Below are 15427 nucleotides of genomic sequence, written 5' to 3' on the forward strand. Positions count from 1 at the left end.
TACTGAAAGGTGTGAAATAAAAAAACACCGGACTTCTCAGCCCGGTGTTTTTCTTCTATTCTTATTTTTGCATCTCCTCATACATCTCCTGTAAATACATGCAATACCTGATATACATTCTCTTCTCTGCTGTGGCTAAATCTACCAATTGTTCAATCCGCCGCAGCCTGTTTTGAAGCGTCGTCCTGTGGATGAACAGGTCTCTGGCTGTCTGTGTGCCGTTCATTTCATTGTCCAGATAGACCTTAAGCGTTTTCCAGCCGTCATACTCTCCCTGCCCTTCCTCATTCCGCAAATGCAGCAGGCCCTCCGGCATCATGTATTCCAATGGAAATTCCCCGACGCTGTTATTGAGCCCATAGTACAATGCGTAATCTGTAAACAGATACAGGACCTCTTTCCGCTCCATATTGTCTGCCGTCTCAAGCGCGGCCACAGCCTGTCGAAAATAGAATCTTGCCTTCCGCATATTGGTGAACCGGCCGCTCACCCCCGCATGACAGAATAATTTCTCCGCGGTCTGCTCCAGACTCTCCGGCAGTCCTCCCATAAGAACACCTGCGGACTCCATCGGAATGAGCATCGCCACGTAGGGCTCAGCATGAAGTGCCAGACTTCCGGGAAATGAAGTCTCCACCTGCTCGCAGAGGTATTCAATCGGAAGACTTTCCATGATGCCGGAAGGCTTCGCCGCCAGGCATACCCAGCTGCTTCTTTCCCTCGGGACCATACTGAGAGCTTTTAGAAGGCGGGAGTCACTGACCGGCATACAGCTCAAAAGATCCCGGAAAACTGTTTTCAGCGTGACAAGGCTGCTCTTTCCGCTTTCCGCCTGCTTGCCTACAGCTGCGCTCGCATACTGGAAAAAAAATTTAAATAACTCCAGCTGCCCACGCGTATGAGGAGAATGGGCATTGGACAGTGTGAGCAGCCCCTGATAACTGCCCTGCTTATAAATGTTGATACAATAAATATCGTTTTCACCTGAATGATAAATAAACGGTTCTCTCATGGCGACATTCCTGGCATGAGAATCTGAAAAACTCCTGACCCGGTCGGCGCTTAAGGCAGCGCCAATGAGTTGGGAGTTTCCCCCATCCGGATCTGCCTGAGCCACAATTTCCAAATGTTTATTGCAAAAAGAGATGGAATCGTTCAACAAAGGAGCTGTAATCCGTATCATTTCCCCGATATCCGCCGTCTTATCTAAAATCCGCCGCAATTTGTCCCGCCAGCTTTCATATTTGGCAAACGTATCCTGAAGTACATTGAACACCAGGAGAAGATCTGCCTCCTCTGGAATGGAAAACAGACGGCATCCCCGCGGATTCCAAGAAGCGGGCATCCGCCCTCCTACGCAGATCAGAAGGCATCCAGATACCTTCTGCGGCTCCGGCAGTTCCCCTGCCCTCCCTACACAGATCATTCCGGTCCGGTACTCCATTCCCTCCCGAAAAAAGACCGGGGGCTCCAGAGTCAGGGAATAAATTTCCTTTCCGCAGCATATCACCTCAAAATATTCGGACAGACTCTGATAAAGAATATCTGCATTGAGCTTCATGATACCCCTCCCCCTTCCCCTAAGGAATCCTGTATCCGACAAAGTGATGGATAACCGTGTACGTTCATCCGTCACATTGTACTTATAAAAATACAATTTTTTATATCATACCATTCTTTGAAAAAAGCGTCAATCCGCACAGCCGCTCCACGTTTAAAATAAAATCTGTTTCTAAACTTTAAAGGAATAAAAACGGAACATTTCAATCATACTATCACCAGATAATGACAGAAAAGGAGCTGATGATATGTGTTGCTCAAAAACAAAGAAATGGATTATAGGACTGCTTCTTCTGGCGGCTGTCGTTGCGGTAATCTGCTATGTGGTTTCCATGAAGGAAGGAACCAGCCAGAATAAAGGAACGCTGGTCCAGTCAGTAAAGGACGGCGGCGAGCTTCTTCAGGAAAAGCTCAAAGACGGGAGCATGTTCCTGTGCGAAAAGATCAGTAAGGCGGCGAGAAAGATATGAGCGAAGTCCTCTATCTGAAACTGAATCAGAACACAGAGGTCCACGAAAGAGATGTATTCTTAGGACAGCTGGGAAGCATCTGGTGCAGGGACAAGGCAATCGAAAGTAAATGCAAGGCCATCAAGGTAATAAACATTCAGGCAGACAAGAAAGAGCGGTATGTTTTGTCCGTAATGGACCTGATCAAACAGATGGAAAAGCTGGACAGCCGGGTAGAAATCAATAATATAGGTGAAACAGACTGCATCATCGATTACCAGCCGAATGTCAAGCCAAGCCCCGTCTGGGACTGGCTGAAGGCGGCGGCAGTATGTATTGTCGCGTTTTTCGGAGCGGCTTTTGCCATCATGACCTTTAATAATGACGGAGATGTTTCCAATGTATTCGGCCATCTCTATTATCAGGTCATGGGAGTACAGGCCGGCGGGCCGACGATATTGGAATTCACCTATTCCATCGGCCTGCCTCTGGGAATCATCGTATTCTTCAATCACTTTTCCAAAGCGGCGCTTTCCAAGGATCCGACTCCCATCGAGGTTCAGATGCGAACTTATGAGACGGATGTAAATACTACCTTGATCCAAAATGCGAGCAGGGAGGAATCAGGCATTGATGTTTCTTAAATATCTGTTTTTAGGCCTGGTGGGCCTATGTGCCGGCGGAGTGATCGCGGCCGGTATCTTCGCCTTTATCGTCACCATAGGCGTAGTGATCCGCCTGATCGGCAAGACGCACACCGGCAAGCATATCCGGCTGATCGAGGACTTTATCGTGGCCGGAGGGACACTGGGCAATATCGTGAATCTTTATGAGATCGCGGTTCCAGGCGGTTATCCGGTCCTTCTGCTGTTCGGCATCGGAGCCGGAGTATTTGTAGGATGCCTGATCATGTCCCTGGCGGAAACGCTCAACGCGCTTCCTGTACTAAGCAGGAGAATCCACCTGACCACAGGACTGCAATATGTGATACTGAGTATCGCGGTCGGAAAAGGGCTTGGAGCTGCCGTCTATTTTATCTTAAATATTCATTGACAGAGAGGAACTGGAATTATGAAAGAAGAACAGGGTGTAAAGAACCGGGGAAATGCGGAAAATGGGGAAATCCCCCTTCCCGATGAGACAATGCAGCCAAAGGAGTATGAGCAGTATGTGAAAAAGGTGACGCCGACGCACAATACTCCGCTCAATATGTGCAAGGCATTTCTGACCGGCGGGATCATCTGCACGATCGGCCAATGGTTCACCAACATTTTCCTGAACAATGGACTGGAAAAAGACGCGGCAAACGCATGGACGCTTCTTATCCTGATCGGAAGCGCGATCATTTTAACCGGGCTTAATATTTTCCCCAAAATCGTCACCTTCGGCGGCGCGGGAGCCCTCGTACCGATAACCGGGTTTGCCAACTCCGTGGTTGCGCCGGCAATCGAATACAAAAAAGAAGGACATGTTTTCGGTATTGGATGTAAAATATTCACGATCGCGGGTCCTGTGATCCTCTATGGAATATTTGCCTCCTGGATCGCCGGAATCCTGTACTGGATTCTAAACCTGGCCGGAGTGTACTGGGCATAAAAGGTCAAGAAACGGAAACAGCATTAATAAATCCTATACAAAGCAACAGGAAGGGAGCGGACGATTTGGAAAACAAATGGAATATCGGCGAGGGCGGAGACATGCCCATCGGTTTTGGCCTGTCCCTGGCGGCAAATTCAAAATCCATGAAGGCTTTTGCCAACATGTCAGACGCGGAAAAAGAGAACGCCGTGGAAAAAAGCCGTCAGATGCACACAAGGCAGGATATGGAACGGTTTGTAAACAGTCTAGGTGAAGAAAAAGACCGGTTTCGATAATGGAAAATCTACACCTCCGGAGAAGAGTACACTTCTCAGGGGGTGTTTTATACGTCCATATACCCTCATGTTCACAGACGCCTCCTCATGGACTGCAGAATCTTCTTTTCCAGGCGGGACACCTGCACCTGAGATATCCCCAGCTCCTCCGCCACCTGTGTCTGTGTCTTATCCATATAATAACGCATGACAATGAGCCGCTGCTCCTGCGGCGCCAGTTCCTTTAGCAGCCTCGTGATCACAATTTTATTTAAGACACCTTCGTCCTCTTCTCTTCCATCCTCCAGCTTGTCTATCAGATATATAGCGTTTCCGTCGCCGTGATAAATGGTCTTGTAGAGAGATTCTACCTCAGCGCCGGACTCCATGGCCGCAGCCAGCTCCGTCGGCTCCACTTGAAGCGCTCCAGCCAGCTCGTCCAGCGTAGGCTCCCTTCCCAGGGACACTCCCAGCTTTTCCTTTTCTGCCCTTGCCTTTGTCGCCATTTCTTTCAGTGACCGGCTGATCTTAATCATTCCGTCATCCCGGAGGAAACGCTTGATCTCCCCAGTTATCATTGGTATCGCATAAGTGGAGAACCTGACATCAAACGACATATCGAATTTATCAATGGCCTTTATAAGCCCTATGCTTCCTATCTGGAACAAGTCCTCCGGTTCATGGCCGCGGCCCAGAAATCTCCGTACGACACTCCAGATAAGCCCCATGTTTTCCGATACCAGCCTGTCTCTCGCTTCTTTATCCCCTGCGTGTGCCGATTGGATCAATTCCATTGTCTCGTCCATACACGCCTCCTTATGTATCACAGCGGAAAAATCGAGCCTATTCGTTTTACCATCCGGACCTCTGTCCCTTTTCCCAGCTCCGATTCTACCGTTACCTCATCCATGAAGGCCTCCATGAATGAAAATCCCATGCCCGACCGTTCCTTAGAAGGCTTGGATGTATAGAGCGGCTCCATCGCCTGCTTCACATTGGCAATGCCTGCTCCTTCGTCTCTTACAACAATGGTCAGGCTCTTGTCCTCTATGGTAAGATCCAAATGGACCACCCCTATCTCCTTCTCGTATCCATGAATGATGGCATTGGTCACCGCCTCGGAAACTGCCGTCTTGATGTCCTCTATTTCCTCTACCGTGGGATCCAGTCTGGCCGCGAACACCGCCGACACCACTCTGGCAAACTGCTCATTGTGGGAATGACTTTCAAATTCCAGATGGACGGTCTCACCGGCTCTGTCTTTCTTTTTAGATTCCATATTCCTATTTCCCTCTAGTTTTCTGTCCATATCCGGCCCCTCATCCTCCTTCCGGTCTCTTTCCGTTTTCGCAGCTTCTGTCCTTTCTGTTTCCACAGCGTTCTTCATTTTATCTTCCCCTTTCCTCATTCTGGCCGTCCCAGCTCTGAACGATGCGGTAGATTCCTGACATCTCCAGAATCTTCTTTACCCTGGGACTTGCGTCTTTCACAAATACCTCCCCGCCCACAGCCGCCATTTCTTTATAGCGGCCCAGGATCATCCCAATTCCTGAACTGTCCATGAAATCCGTTTTGGAAAAATCAAAGACCAGTCTTGTGACCTTTCGCTTCCCCCGCGCTTCGGCAATTCCCAATTTCATCTCCTGGCTGCTGTGATGGTCTACCTCCTTCGGCATCAGCGCATAGAGCACCGTACCTCTGACCTTATAGTTTGCCCCATTTTCCACTTTTCTATACCTCCTGCTCTGCAGATATTTCACATTGTTTTTACATTTCTCACCGACTGCCGGCGTTTTATGCCGGAATTCCTCAGATTTTCTGCAAAAAAAGGAACACATACAAATCATTTTTCCTTTGTATGTGTTCCTTATACTTTCTGTTTTCCGGCCCTGTCCGCCTGCACGGCAGACAGCATGTCCGTCTTTTTTCCTAATAGCCTCTCTGCTGGAGCGCCTGAGCGCCCCATGCCGTCCCCGAATACGCAGGATTGTCAATGAGCTGGTTATAATAACTCACGGCCGTTCCCCAGTCACTGAGGTTCTGATAGCATACGCCTATATAGAAGATCACCTCCGGATAGTCCGGCTGAAGCTCCAGACACTTTGCAAAATACACCCTGGCCGTCTCCCAGTTCCTGGCGTCATATGCCGCTTTTCCCAGGTTAAACAGGTTCTGCACACCGCTGTCCTTGAACTCTGAATTCAGGGAATTGTATACATTCTGGAAGATTTCGTTGGTCACCAGGCTGGGATCTATGGAGGAAATGGAGTCCATGGCCCCGATATAATCCCCGCTGGCTTTCAGCGTCAGCACATTCAGAAGCTTATTGTATTCGTTGATGATGCCGCCCTCCCCGGTATAAGCGGCCAGCTCATTCTGCAGATTGCCCTTTTCCTCATTCAGGCTGTCAATCTGCCCCTGGAGACCGGTGATGTTCGTATCCCGCTCCGCGATCTTTTCATTATAAGTCAGGATGTTCTCATTGAAGCTGGTATTTAACGCCTTTTCCTTTACTGGCAGAATCAGGAAATACGTAAACAGCACACCGACTACAAGCCCCACCGCCAGCAAAAGCACCGTGGCCCAGCTCCCTGTACCCTCCCGGTAGGTGGGCACAATAGCCTCATCCCGGACCGCATCCTCGAACAGATCCCGCTCCACATTCTTTTTGGCCTGCTTCCTGCTCTTTTCCTTTGCGATCGCCTTTTTATTTTTCGCGATATCCTTGAGCTCGTCCAAATAAGAAAGAGCCGCCGTGTTGTTCACGTCGATGGTCAGAATCGCCCGGATGGTCTTTTCAGCTTTTGCATACTCCTCCTTTTTCAGGTAGAGGAGCCCCAGAAGCTGATACGCTTTCACAAACCTGGGATTCATACTGATGACCTTTTTGGCCTGCAGGAGCGCCAGATCCTCACTGTCATGGCGGGCATAGTACAAGGCCTGGTTGAACTTCTTCAAGGTCTGATTCATCTGATTCAGCCTGGACTGCCTGGACTGGAGCTTTCTAAGATACTCTGCCGCCAGATTGTCATCCGGCTGGAGATTCTTGCTGATGACCCATTCTGCCAGCGCATCCACCGTCTCACCCATTTCATAATAAATGAGGCCCAGGAGGTTCCTGGCATCCGTATTCTTTTTATATAGATCAAGACTTTTTCTGAGATAAACGGCCGCGCCGCTCAAATCCCGCACCTTCGCCTTTTCCAGCCCCACATTATAGTACGTGTTGGAGGCCTTGACCACTTTCCTGTACAGGGACACATCTCGTCCGCAGACAGGGCAGTATTTTCCGGTGCCCATCTGATGATGGCAATATAAACATTCCATAAAATTCCTACTCTCTGCCGTCCTGTTCGTACTGTTCTTTCAAAAACTCCACCATGATATCCGTCACATCTGTGATGTCCCGGTTCACGATGGTATCCTCCACCTGGTCAATATCCCGACTGGGCTTGAATTTGGCCAGCTCTTCCTCAAAATTCAGCATACAGACTCATCCTCTCTAAAATCACAGATACAAAAAGTATATCATAGTTTCCATGAATGCACACCTTCAAAATTCTTAAAATTTTCTATATGTGCAAGAAGTATTCTACTACAAATTACCATTTTTTACAATTGGAAAAGGCCGACAGAAATCGCCATACTTTTCAGTTCTCCGGACCTTTTCACGATTATGAGCCGGACTTTTCCCTCAGAAGCTCTTTGATACTTCCCGCCAAATACAGGGAGCCCGCGATAAAGACAAGATCCTCCTCCGATTTCTTTTCCATAGCAAAAGCAAACGCCTCCTGGATATTTCCGAAGCTCCAAACCCGCCTGTCCGTCTTTTTCTGGAACGTCTCCAGGATATTCTTTAACGGCAGAGCCCTGTAGCTGTTAAGCTCTGTCAGGATAAACCCGTCAAAGTCGGCGCCCCGGCAGATCTCATCGATCATTGTCTCATAATCCTTATCCGCCACCGCCGAAAAAAGCAGATACTTTTTCCCGGCGCACGGGATTTTCGTCACAGTCTCAATAAACACCCGAATCCCGTCGTCGTTGTGGGCGCCGTCCATATAAACGCCGGGAAGCACCGGTTCCATCCGTCCGGGCCAGGAGGTATGAAGGAGGGCTTCTTCCAGCCTGTCCGGCTTCTTCCCCTCCAGAATATGAACGGCAGTCAAGGCCAGCGACGCGTTCATCGCCTGATAATCCGCCACAAAAGGCACGCGGAACACACTTCCGGCCAGCGCTCCTTTTGTCATCCGGAATTCAATCCCCGTCTTGTCTCTCTTTGTAATCTCAAAATCCTCAGGATTCACAGGCCAGGCCGGTGCCTGCTTCTCCGCCGCGGCTTTTCTTATCACGTGAGAAGCCTCTTCCCTGCTGTCGTCATAGACTACAGGCCTTCCCTCTTTTATGATGCCGGCTTTTTCCCAGGCAATCTGGGAGATCGTATCACCAAGGATCTCCGTATGATCCAGCCCGATCGACGCGATCACACAGACCAGGGGAGAATCGATTACATTGGTGGCATCCAGCCGCCCGCCGAGCCCCACCTCCAGCACCGTGATATCCACCTTCATTTCCCGGAAGATCAGCATGCCGATCAGAAACAGATATTCAAAATAAGAAGGATGGACAATCTCATCCTTTCTTTCCTCACACAGATCATAAAGGCGGTGAAAGGCGTCCAGAAACAGCTCTTCGCCGACCTGTTCCCCGTCAATCAAAAAACGCTCTGTAATGTCCACCAGATGGGGAGAGGTGAATGTCCCCACCCGGTACTTGTTTTCCCTCAGGATACTGCTTATAAACGCACAAACGGAGCCCTTCCCATTGGTCCCCGCCACATGGATGAACTTCTGCCCTCTTTCCGGGTGCCCGAGAAGCTCCAGGATTCGTCTTTCATTCTCCATTGTGGTCTTCTTAGAAAAGCGGGGGATATCATTCAGATAATCCTCCGCTTCTTTTATATTCATTCTATATCCCATGATCGTTTCCTCTGTCTGCATTATTTTTCTTTGATTATAATACAGATTTCTCGATATGCAAACATTTTATCCAAGGAAACCATAAAAACACACTACAAAACCTCTCTCTTCCATTTTCCCTGCCGGTAGAACAGATAAGAAAGAATCGTGGAGATCGTCCAGCCGATGGGCCAGGACAGCCAGATCCCCGTGGAACGAAAAGGCACGGAAAGCAGGAACGAAAGTATCACCCGGAGTAAAAGATCCGTAAACGTCGCCACCATAAAGTAACTCATTGCCCCAGCCCCCCGCAGCACTCCGTCGGCCATAAGCTTCAGCGAAACCACAAAATAGAAGGGCGAAACAATTTTCAAAAACGTCGTGCCGGTGGAAAGTGCGGTTCCCACATCTGCGCCTGAAGGAAGGAATAAAAAGATCATTTCCTTTCCGAACAGAAAAAATACCGCCGCGAACGGCACAGCAACCAGAAACGCCATGGCCGTTCCCGCCCGGAATCCCTGGCTGACCCGCTCTTCCTTCCCGGCTCCCATATTCTGCGCCGTATAGCTGGACAGTCCATTGGCGAGCGTCGTGAAGGACGTAATGGTAAAGGTATTCAATTTGATCGCCGCCGAATATCCGGCGATGACCGAAGATCCAAACCCGTTTACCCTCCACTGTATGAAAATATTCCCTATGGAAATAAAGCTCTGCTGCAAAATACTGGGGACCGCGATCGCCCCGACGTGTTTCAGCATATTGGCAGAGAACATCGCCGGCCTTTTTTCTGTCTTTACTTTCTTAAGGCGAAAGAGCAGGGTAAAAAATGCCAGGATACAGGCCGCTCCCTGGGCTAAAAAGGTCGCCCAGGCCACTCCCGCCACTCCCATATGGAATCCGGTCACAAACCAGTAGTCCAGGAAAATATTGCTTAAGGAAGAACCGATCAAAAAGTACAGCGGCGTCTTGGAATCTCCCAGGGAGGTGAAAATGCCGGTGCAGATATTATATAAAAATAAGAACAGAAAACCGCCTATGTAAATTCTCAGATACAAAGCGCCGTCGTCAAACACATTCGCCGGCGTGTTGATCATCTTCATCAAAAGCCCCGTGCCCCAGAGTCCGAACACCGTCAGGACCGCGGACAGGACCACGGAAGCGATTAAGGTCGTATAAACCGCCGTCTTCATCTCTTCGAATTTCTTGGCGCCGAACAGCTGGGATATGACCACAGAACATCCAATGTTGCTGCCCACCGCAATGGCCATAAAGATCATCGTGATCGGATAGGAAGCGCCCACTGCCGCAAGAGCGGACTCCCCAGCGAATTTCCCCGCTATGGCGCTGTCTGCTATATTATAAAGCTGCTGGAAAATCACACTGACGAACATCGGAATGGAAAATCTCCACAGCACCGATGACGGTTTTCCTTCTGTCAGGTCTTTTATCATCTCAAACTCCTCTGCTTTCCTCTTGATTTTAAACCCGCATGGAATTATACTACTTTTGCATCCATTTGAATAATTCTTTTTTTATCGCTAATCCATAGAAAATTTCTATTGATAACTCATCTGACTACAGGAGCCGATATGTCCGTAAATTTTGAATATTACAGAATCTTCTACTTTGTCGCCAAATATAAAAGCATTACAAGAGCCGCAAAAGCCCTTTTCCTGTCCCAGCCCACCGTCAGCCACTATATCCGCTGCCTGGAAACGGAGCTGGACTGCTCCCTGTTTCTCCGCTCCAAAAAAGGCGTGACTCTGACGCCGGAGGCGGAGCTGCTTTTTAATCATGTGGAAAAAGCCTGCTGCCATCTTTGGGAAGCAGAAGAGGCTCTGGCCGCCAGCAAGTCTCTCGCTGCCGGCGCTGTCCGAATCGGGGCCAGTGAAATGACTCTCCACAATTTCCTGCTGCCCTATCTGGAAAAATTCCGGAATCTCTACCCAACTCTAAAGCTTAAGATTTCCTGCAGCACCACTCCCGGGACACTGGCTTCTCTCCGGGACGGCACTACCGACTTTGCTATCGTCATTTCTCCTCTGGAAAACGCCGAGGGACTGGAAATGACACCTCTGACTTCCTTTCAGGATATCGTGATCGCCGGCAAAAGCTTCCAGGAGCTTAAGGGCCGCGTCTTAAGCATTCATGAACTGGTACAGTATCCTTTGATCTGTACCAGCCAGGGAACCGCCACCCGCCGCTTCCTGGAGCAGCATTTCCTAAGCTGCGGGGCAGTGCTGGATCCGGATGTGGAACCCGCCACCACCGATCTGGTCACGCCGTTTGTCATCCACGATCTCGGCATCGGCATCGTGCCTGAGGGCTTTGCCGCAGAGGCCCTGGCAGACGGTTCCGTCTTTCAGATCCCCATAAAAGAAGAACTGCCGCCCCGACACATCTGTGTGGTGAGCGACAGCTCCCATCCGGTCTCCCTGGCCGGAATGCAGTTTCTGGAGCTGCTGGCGGAGCCGTTATAGGCCCGCCAGAAAACTCCCCGCCGTATTCTTATGACCGTATCACTGTTTTTTCAGCTGGCTCAGGCGCTCCTGCACCTGTTCCATCATCTGCTCGTATTTCGCCAGCTTCTCTTTTTCCGCCTGGATTTTGTCCTCCGGCGCACGGCTTACGAACTTCTCATTATTCAGCATGCCTCTGGAGCGGCTCAGTTCCTTTTCAAGCCGTTCTTTCTCTTTCTCAAGGCGTTCCATCTCCTTGGAGATATCCACCAGCTCCGCAAAAGGCATATAGATGACCGCTTTGGCCGTCACCGCCGACACTGCATCCTCTGCGATTCCCGCTTTATCCGCCCGGACGGACACTTCGCTGGCATAACCTAACGTTGCAAAGAAGATCCTGCCGTTTTCAAAAATCTCGCGGACAGAAGCGTCCTCTGATACCACGATCACCTTTGCCTTTTTGCTGGGCGGCACATTCATAGAGGTACGGACATTCCGGATGCTGCGCACCGCTTCTTTAATGGTCTCCACCGAATTCTCCTCGCCGGCGAAATTCCATTCCGGCTTATATTCCGGCCATTTGGAGATCATGATAGACTCCTCTTCCTCCTGCAGGTTGCAGAAAATCTCCTCTGTGATAAACGGCATATAGGGATGCAGAAGCTTCAGAGACTGAATCAGCACCGTCTTAAGAGTCCAGATCGCCGCCGCTTTTGTTTCATCTGTATCGCTGTAAAGCCTGGGCTTCACCATCTCGATATACCAGTCGCAGAATTCCTCCCAGATAAAATCGTATACCTTCTGGAGGGCGATTCCCAGCTCATATTTATCCAGGTTCTCCGTCACATCCTTCGTCAGGGTGTTCACCTTGGACAAGATCCACTTGTCGGCGCTGGTCAGATTCTTCACCTCAGCCTGCTGGTCCTCCGCCTTTTCCAGGTTCATCATGATAAACCGTGAGGCATTCCAGACCTTGTTGGCAAAATTCCTGCTGGCTTCCACGCGCTCCCAGTAAAACCGCATATCGTTCCCGGGAGCGTTTCCTGTGATCAGCGTCATGCGGAGGGCATCAGCTCCGAATTTCTCAACAACCTCCAGAGGATCAATGCCGTTTCCAAGGGATTTGCTCATCTTCCTTCCCTGGGAATCCCTCACCAGCCCGTGAATCAGCACCGTGTGGAAGGGTTCCTTCCCGGTCTGCTCGATGCCCGAGAACACCATACGGATCACCCAAAAGAAGATAATGTCATAACCGGTAACCAATACGTCCGTAGGATAAAAATAATCCATCTCCGGCGTCTTTTCCGGCCATCCAAGGGTTGAAAAAGGCCACAGGGCCGAACTGAACCAGGTATCCAGCGTATCCTCATCCTGAACCATATGCGTACATCCGCATTTCGGACAGGTATGGGGAGCCTCCTTCGCTACGACCATCTCTCCGCATTTCTCGCAGTAATACGCGGGAATACGATGTCCCCACCAAAGCTGTCTGGAAATACACCAGTCCCTGATGTTCTCCAGCCAGTGGAGGTACGTCTTTCCAAAGCTTTCCGGCACAAATTTAAGACGTCCGGATTTAAGCGCTTCGATGGCCGGCTTCGCCATCTCATCCATCTTTACAAACCACTGCTGCTTCACCATGGGCTCAATGGTAGTCTTGCACCGGTCATGTGTCCCCACATTATGAGAATGATCCGCCACCTTCACGAGAAGCCCCAGCTCTTCCAGCTCTTTCACAATGGCTTTCCGTGCCTCATAACGGTCCATGCCTTCATATTTTCCGCCGTTTTCATTGATGGTGGCGTCGTCATTCAATATATTGATTTCGTTCAGCCCGCAGCGTTTTCCCACTTCGAAATCGTTGGGGTCATGGGCGGGAGTGATCTTCACACAGCCTGTACCGAATTCCTTGTCTACATAGGAGTCGGCGACGACTGGGATCTCCCGGTTCACAATGGGCAGGATCAGCATCTTCCCCACCAGATCCTTGTACCGTTCATCATCGGGATGAACGGCTACGGCAGTGTCTCCCAGCATCGTTTCCGGCCTGGTCGTAGCGATCTCCACGAAGCGTCCGGGTTCATCCTTCACCGGATAGTTGATGTGCCAGAAATGGCCTGCCTGCTCCTCATGCACTACCTCTGCATCCGAAATGGAGGTCTGACATTCGGGGCACCAATTGATGATCCTCGAGCCTTTATAAATATATCCCTTTTCATACAGGCGGATAAAAACTTCCAGAACGGCCTCGGAGCAGCCTTCATCCATGGTAAAGCGTTCTCTGTCCCAGTCTGCCGAAGAACCCAGCTTTTTCAGCTGGTTGACAATCCTGCCGCCGTATTCCTCTTTCCATTCCCAGGCATATTTCATGAATTCTTCCCGGGTGAGGTCTTCCTTCTGAATCCCCTCGCTGCGGAGCTTGTCGATGACCTTGACTTCCGTGGCGATCGCCGCATGGTCGGTGCCCGGCTGCCACAGGGCCGAATATCCCTGCATTCTCTTATAACGGATCAAAATATCCTGCATGGTATTGTCGAGGGCATGTCCCATATGCAGCTGCCCTGTGATATTGGGCGGAGGCATGACAATGGTAAACGGTTTTTTGCTCTTATCCACCTCCGCGTGGAAATATTTCTTATCCATCCACTTTTCATACAGCCTCTCCTCAATGGATTGGGGATTATAGGTTTTTTCCAGTTCCTTGCTCATAGTCGTAATTATCCTTTCTTATTGTAGAAGAACAAAGTGGGCAAGCCCACTTCAAACCCGGAGAGTTTTCTGTCTCATAGGACCCACTTTCCTATGAAACAAAAAAATACCCTCCGCCGTCTTCCGACGGCAGAGGGCGAATCATCGCGGTACCACCTCTGGTTGGCTGCGGAAAACTGCCGCAGTCATCTCTGGCCCGGTAACGGGGGCAAACCGCGGCTGCTTACTTTTTCCGTCCAATATCGGACGTTTTCAGCGGCCCAGCTCAGAAGCTACCTTCCTCCAATGCGTTCATGGACAGCCTTTCAGCCGGTGAACCGTCCTCTCTGGATGTGCCGTTGGGGTACTCCTCTTCTTCACAGCCTGTATCTGCTGCTCATTTAAAGTGTTCTCTTAAAAATCATGCCCAGATTATACTATATCCGGCTTCATTTGTAAAGGGGCAGCCGCCGTTTCCGGACATTTTCCTACATATCATCTTCTTTTTCACTGCCATACTCGCCGGAAATATCGCCATAGGTCTTTTCTTCCGGAGCACAGCCGATGTCGCCGAGAGTCTTCGCTCCAAAACTTCCGGTCACGTCGTCATAGGTAAATTCTTCCTGTCCTCCGGTTATATCTCCTACGCACTTCTCCTCCGGCACGTTTTCCACATCTCCGTATATCCGCTTCCGTGAGCCCTTTCCGGCTTCCTCGTTCCATGCCTCAAGCCCCCCGGCCGCCCTGATCCGTATGATCTTTCTCTGCTTCAGCATCCGGACCGTGTACCAAGTGAGTTCCAAGCCCATCACCAGGAAGACCGCCGCTACAAACCAGGGGCCTATGGGAACACAGGAAGCCGAGCAGACGGTGATATACACAAACATTGCCATCAGGGACGCGTCCATCCACGCCAGAAAATCCAGGGTGATCCTGACCGCGGTCTGTACATCCTCATCTGTCACAAAATCTTTGAGCTTCTTTGAATAGAGACCTTCTCTGGTCGTACCGTTCTTACAGATAAGAACCGCGATAAAATGGCATCCATAGACAAAGAACATCACAAAGATCAGCATGAACAGGACTTCTTTCCCTCCCCATTTGTCCACCGCTCCCGCGCCATTATAGTGGCTGGGAATCTGATCTGGAATCCTGCTCCAGAACACGAACAGAAAAATAGTGGTAAACCAGACGCTCAGATGAATGAGCCAGGTTGCAATCCTGTAATTGATACTGCGATATGGTTTCATCACAGCTCCTCCCCTTTACTCCCCTTTTTCCGCCCCCTCACGGCTTCCGTCAAAAGGTATTCAATCTGCCCGTTGATGGAACGAAAATCGTCCTCTGCCCACTGAGCCAGCTCATTCCAGAGAGCCGGCGACAGCCGGAGGAGCACTTGTTTTTTATTTTTATCCTTTTCGTTGTTCTGTACGGGCATCTTCTCACCTACCATTCTAACGGAA

At 50.1% G+C, this 15427-nt stretch carries 17 protein-coding genes and 1 other annotated feature; of the genes, 6 read left to right on the top strand and 11 right to left on the bottom strand.

From position 1 onward, the window contains the following. Positions 1–61: 61 nt before the first annotated feature. On the bottom strand, positions 62–1561 hold the full coding sequence (locus H9Q78_RS06635; protein WP_249304477.1) for a PucR family transcriptional regulator: 1500 nt from the start codon (positions 1559–1561) through the stop codon (positions 62–64). Positions 1562–1808: 247 nt separating this feature from the next. On the opposite strand from H9Q78_RS06635, the gene H9Q78_RS06640 reads away from it, so the two are divergent. The 5 genes from H9Q78_RS06640 to H9Q78_RS06660 all read left to right on the top strand — a co-directional run bounded on the left by H9Q78_RS06640 (position 1809) and on the right by H9Q78_RS06660 (position 3883). Beyond that, positions 1809–2030 carry a hypothetical protein gene (locus H9Q78_RS06640; protein WP_249304479.1) on the top strand — a complete coding sequence of 74 codons (222 nt, stop codon included), beginning with the start codon at positions 1809–1811 and terminating at the stop codon, positions 2028–2030. Continuing rightward, positions 2027–2653, top strand: a complete 627-nt coding sequence (locus tag H9Q78_RS06645) for a stage V sporulation protein AA (RefSeq protein WP_249304481.1) — start codon at positions 2027–2029, stop codon at positions 2651–2653. Before H9Q78_RS06640 ends, H9Q78_RS06645 begins: the two co-directional genes overlap by 4 nt. Beyond that, entirely contained in the window at positions 2643–3062 is a 420-nt protein-coding gene (locus H9Q78_RS06650) for a stage V sporulation protein AB (protein ID WP_249304482.1), read from the top strand. The genes H9Q78_RS06645 and H9Q78_RS06650 overlap by 11 nt, the downstream gene beginning before the upstream one ends. Before the next feature lie 90 nt (positions 3063–3152). Then, positions 3153–3605: a SpoVA/SpoVAEb family sporulation membrane protein gene (locus H9Q78_RS06655; RefSeq protein WP_249304761.1), complete on the top strand. Its 453-nt coding sequence runs from the start codon at positions 3153–3155 to the stop codon at positions 3603–3605. A gap of 65 nt (positions 3606–3670) precedes the next feature. Continuing rightward, entirely contained in the window at positions 3671–3883 is a 213-nt protein-coding gene (locus tag H9Q78_RS06660) for a hypothetical protein (protein ID WP_249304484.1), read from the top strand. Positions 3884–3954: 71 nt separating this feature from the next. On the opposite strand, the gene sigF is transcribed toward H9Q78_RS06660, so the two are convergent. The 7 genes from sigF to H9Q78_RS06695 form a co-directional block, all read right to left on the bottom strand. Beyond that, positions 3955–4668 (bottom strand): RNA polymerase sporulation sigma factor SigF, encoded by a 714-nt coding sequence (gene sigF / locus H9Q78_RS06665; protein WP_249304486.1) that lies wholly within the window; start codon positions 4666–4668, stop codon positions 3955–3957. Between the two features lie 17 nt (positions 4669–4685). Continuing rightward, a complete protein-coding gene (gene spoIIAB, locus H9Q78_RS06670) occupies positions 4686–5171 on the bottom strand; it encodes an anti-sigma F factor (RefSeq protein WP_408635199.1) in 486 nt (161 codons plus the stop codon). Positions 5172–5250: 79 nt separating this feature from the next. Next, a complete protein-coding gene (locus tag H9Q78_RS06675) occupies positions 5251–5589 on the bottom strand; it encodes an STAS domain-containing protein (RefSeq protein WP_249304488.1) in 339 nt (112 codons plus the stop codon). Positions 5590–5791: 202 nt separating this feature from the next. Beyond that, on the bottom strand, positions 5792–7189 hold the full coding sequence (locus tag H9Q78_RS06680) for a tetratricopeptide repeat protein (RefSeq protein WP_249304490.1): 1398 nt from the start codon (positions 7187–7189) through the stop codon (positions 5792–5794). Positions 7190–7196: 7 nt separating this feature from the next. Further along, a complete protein-coding gene (locus tag H9Q78_RS06685; protein WP_231061983.1) occupies positions 7197–7349 on the bottom strand; it encodes a hypothetical protein in 153 nt (50 codons plus the stop codon). Between the two features lie 187 nt (positions 7350–7536). Beyond that, positions 7537–8838 carry a bifunctional folylpolyglutamate synthase/dihydrofolate synthase gene (locus H9Q78_RS06690; RefSeq protein ID WP_249304491.1) on the bottom strand — a complete coding sequence of 434 codons (1302 nt, stop codon included), beginning with the start codon at positions 8836–8838 and terminating at the stop codon, positions 7537–7539. A gap of 92 nt (positions 8839–8930) precedes the next feature. Then, positions 8931–10268, bottom strand: coding sequence for an MATE family efflux transporter (locus tag H9Q78_RS06695; protein WP_249304493.1), 1338 nt, complete (start codon positions 10266–10268; stop codon positions 8931–8933). 138 nt (positions 10269–10406) lie between these two features. On the opposite strand from H9Q78_RS06695, the gene H9Q78_RS06700 reads away from it, so the two are divergent. Continuing rightward, positions 10407–11297, top strand: coding sequence for a LysR family transcriptional regulator (locus H9Q78_RS06700; protein WP_249304494.1), 891 nt, complete (start codon positions 10407–10409; stop codon positions 11295–11297). Between the two features lie 39 nt (positions 11298–11336). Here H9Q78_RS06700 and H9Q78_RS06705 read toward each other — a convergent pair whose 3' ends face one another. The 3 genes from H9Q78_RS06705 to H9Q78_RS06715 all read right to left on the bottom strand — a co-directional run bounded on the left by H9Q78_RS06705 (position 11337) and on the right by H9Q78_RS06715 (position 15417). Further along, positions 11337–13985 carry a valine--tRNA ligase gene (locus H9Q78_RS06705; RefSeq protein ID WP_249304496.1) on the bottom strand — a complete coding sequence of 883 codons (2649 nt, stop codon included), beginning with the start codon at positions 13983–13985 and terminating at the stop codon, positions 11337–11339. 129 nt (positions 13986–14114) lie between these two features. Beyond that, positions 14115–14354 (bottom strand) — a binding site (T-box leader). Between the two features lie 98 nt (positions 14355–14452). Continuing rightward, the gene (locus H9Q78_RS06710; RefSeq protein ID WP_249304498.1) at positions 14453–15214 is read right to left on the bottom strand and encodes a DUF1648 domain-containing protein; all 762 of its coding nucleotides are present in this window, start codon (positions 15212–15214) and stop codon (positions 14453–14455) included. Next, the gene (locus H9Q78_RS06715) at positions 15214–15417 is read right to left on the bottom strand and encodes an Arc family DNA-binding protein (protein WP_249304500.1); all 204 of its coding nucleotides are present in this window, start codon (positions 15415–15417) and stop codon (positions 15214–15216) included. Before H9Q78_RS06715 ends, H9Q78_RS06710 begins: the two co-directional genes overlap by 1 nt. Between the last annotated feature and the right edge of the window lie 10 nt (positions 15418–15427).

The sequence above is a fragment of the Qiania dongpingensis genome, from assembly GCF_014337195.1.
GTDB lineage: Bacteria > Bacillota > Clostridia > Lachnospirales > Lachnospiraceae > Lientehia > Lientehia dongpingensis.

Excerpts from the sequence above, each read along its gene's own strand:
- H9Q78_RS06690 (WP_249304491.1), bottom strand. The coding sequence starts at position 8,838 with ATGGGATATAGAATGAATATAAAAGAAGCGGAGGATTATCTGAATGAT.
- H9Q78_RS06685 (WP_231061983.1), bottom strand. The coding sequence starts at position 7,349 with ATGCTGAATTTTGAGGAAGAGCTGGCCAAATTCAAGCCCAGTCGGGAT.
- H9Q78_RS06640 (WP_249304479.1), top strand. The coding sequence starts at position 1,809 with ATGTGTTGCTCAAAAACAAAGAAATGGATTATAGGACTGCTTCTTCTG.
- H9Q78_RS06655 (WP_249304761.1), top strand. The coding sequence starts at position 3,153 with ATGCAGCCAAAGGAGTATGAGCAGTATGTGAAAAAGGTGACGCCGACG.
- H9Q78_RS06695 (WP_249304493.1), bottom strand. The coding sequence starts at position 10,268 with ATGATAAAAGACCTGACAGAAGGAAAACCGTCATCGGTGCTGTGGAGA.
- spoIIAB (WP_408635199.1), bottom strand. The coding sequence starts at position 5,171 with ATGGACAGAAAACTAGAGGGAAATAGGAATATGGAATCTAAAAAGAAA.
- H9Q78_RS06715 (WP_249304500.1), bottom strand. The coding sequence starts at position 15,417 with ATGGTAGGTGAGAAGATGCCCGTACAGAACAACGAAAAGGATAAAAAT.
- H9Q78_RS06705 (WP_249304496.1), bottom strand. The coding sequence starts at position 13,985 with ATGAGCAAGGAACTGGAAAAAACCTATAATCCCCAATCCATTGAGGAG.
- H9Q78_RS06680 (WP_249304490.1), bottom strand. The coding sequence starts at position 7,189 with ATGGAATGTTTATATTGCCATCATCAGATGGGCACCGGAAAATACTGC.
- H9Q78_RS06645 (WP_249304481.1), top strand. The coding sequence starts at position 2,027 with ATGAGCGAAGTCCTCTATCTGAAACTGAATCAGAACACAGAGGTCCAC.
- H9Q78_RS06650 (WP_249304482.1), top strand. The coding sequence starts at position 2,643 with ATGTTTCTTAAATATCTGTTTTTAGGCCTGGTGGGCCTATGTGCCGGC.
- sigF (WP_249304486.1), bottom strand. The coding sequence starts at position 4,668 with ATGGACGAGACAATGGAATTGATCCAATCGGCACACGCAGGGGATAAA.
- H9Q78_RS06635 (WP_249304477.1), bottom strand. The coding sequence starts at position 1,561 with ATGAAGCTCAATGCAGATATTCTTTATCAGAGTCTGTCCGAATATTTT.
- H9Q78_RS06710 (WP_249304498.1), bottom strand. The coding sequence starts at position 15,214 with ATGAAACCATATCGCAGTATCAATTACAGGATTGCAACCTGGCTCATT.
- H9Q78_RS06700 (WP_249304494.1), top strand. The coding sequence starts at position 10,407 with ATGTCCGTAAATTTTGAATATTACAGAATCTTCTACTTTGTCGCCAAA.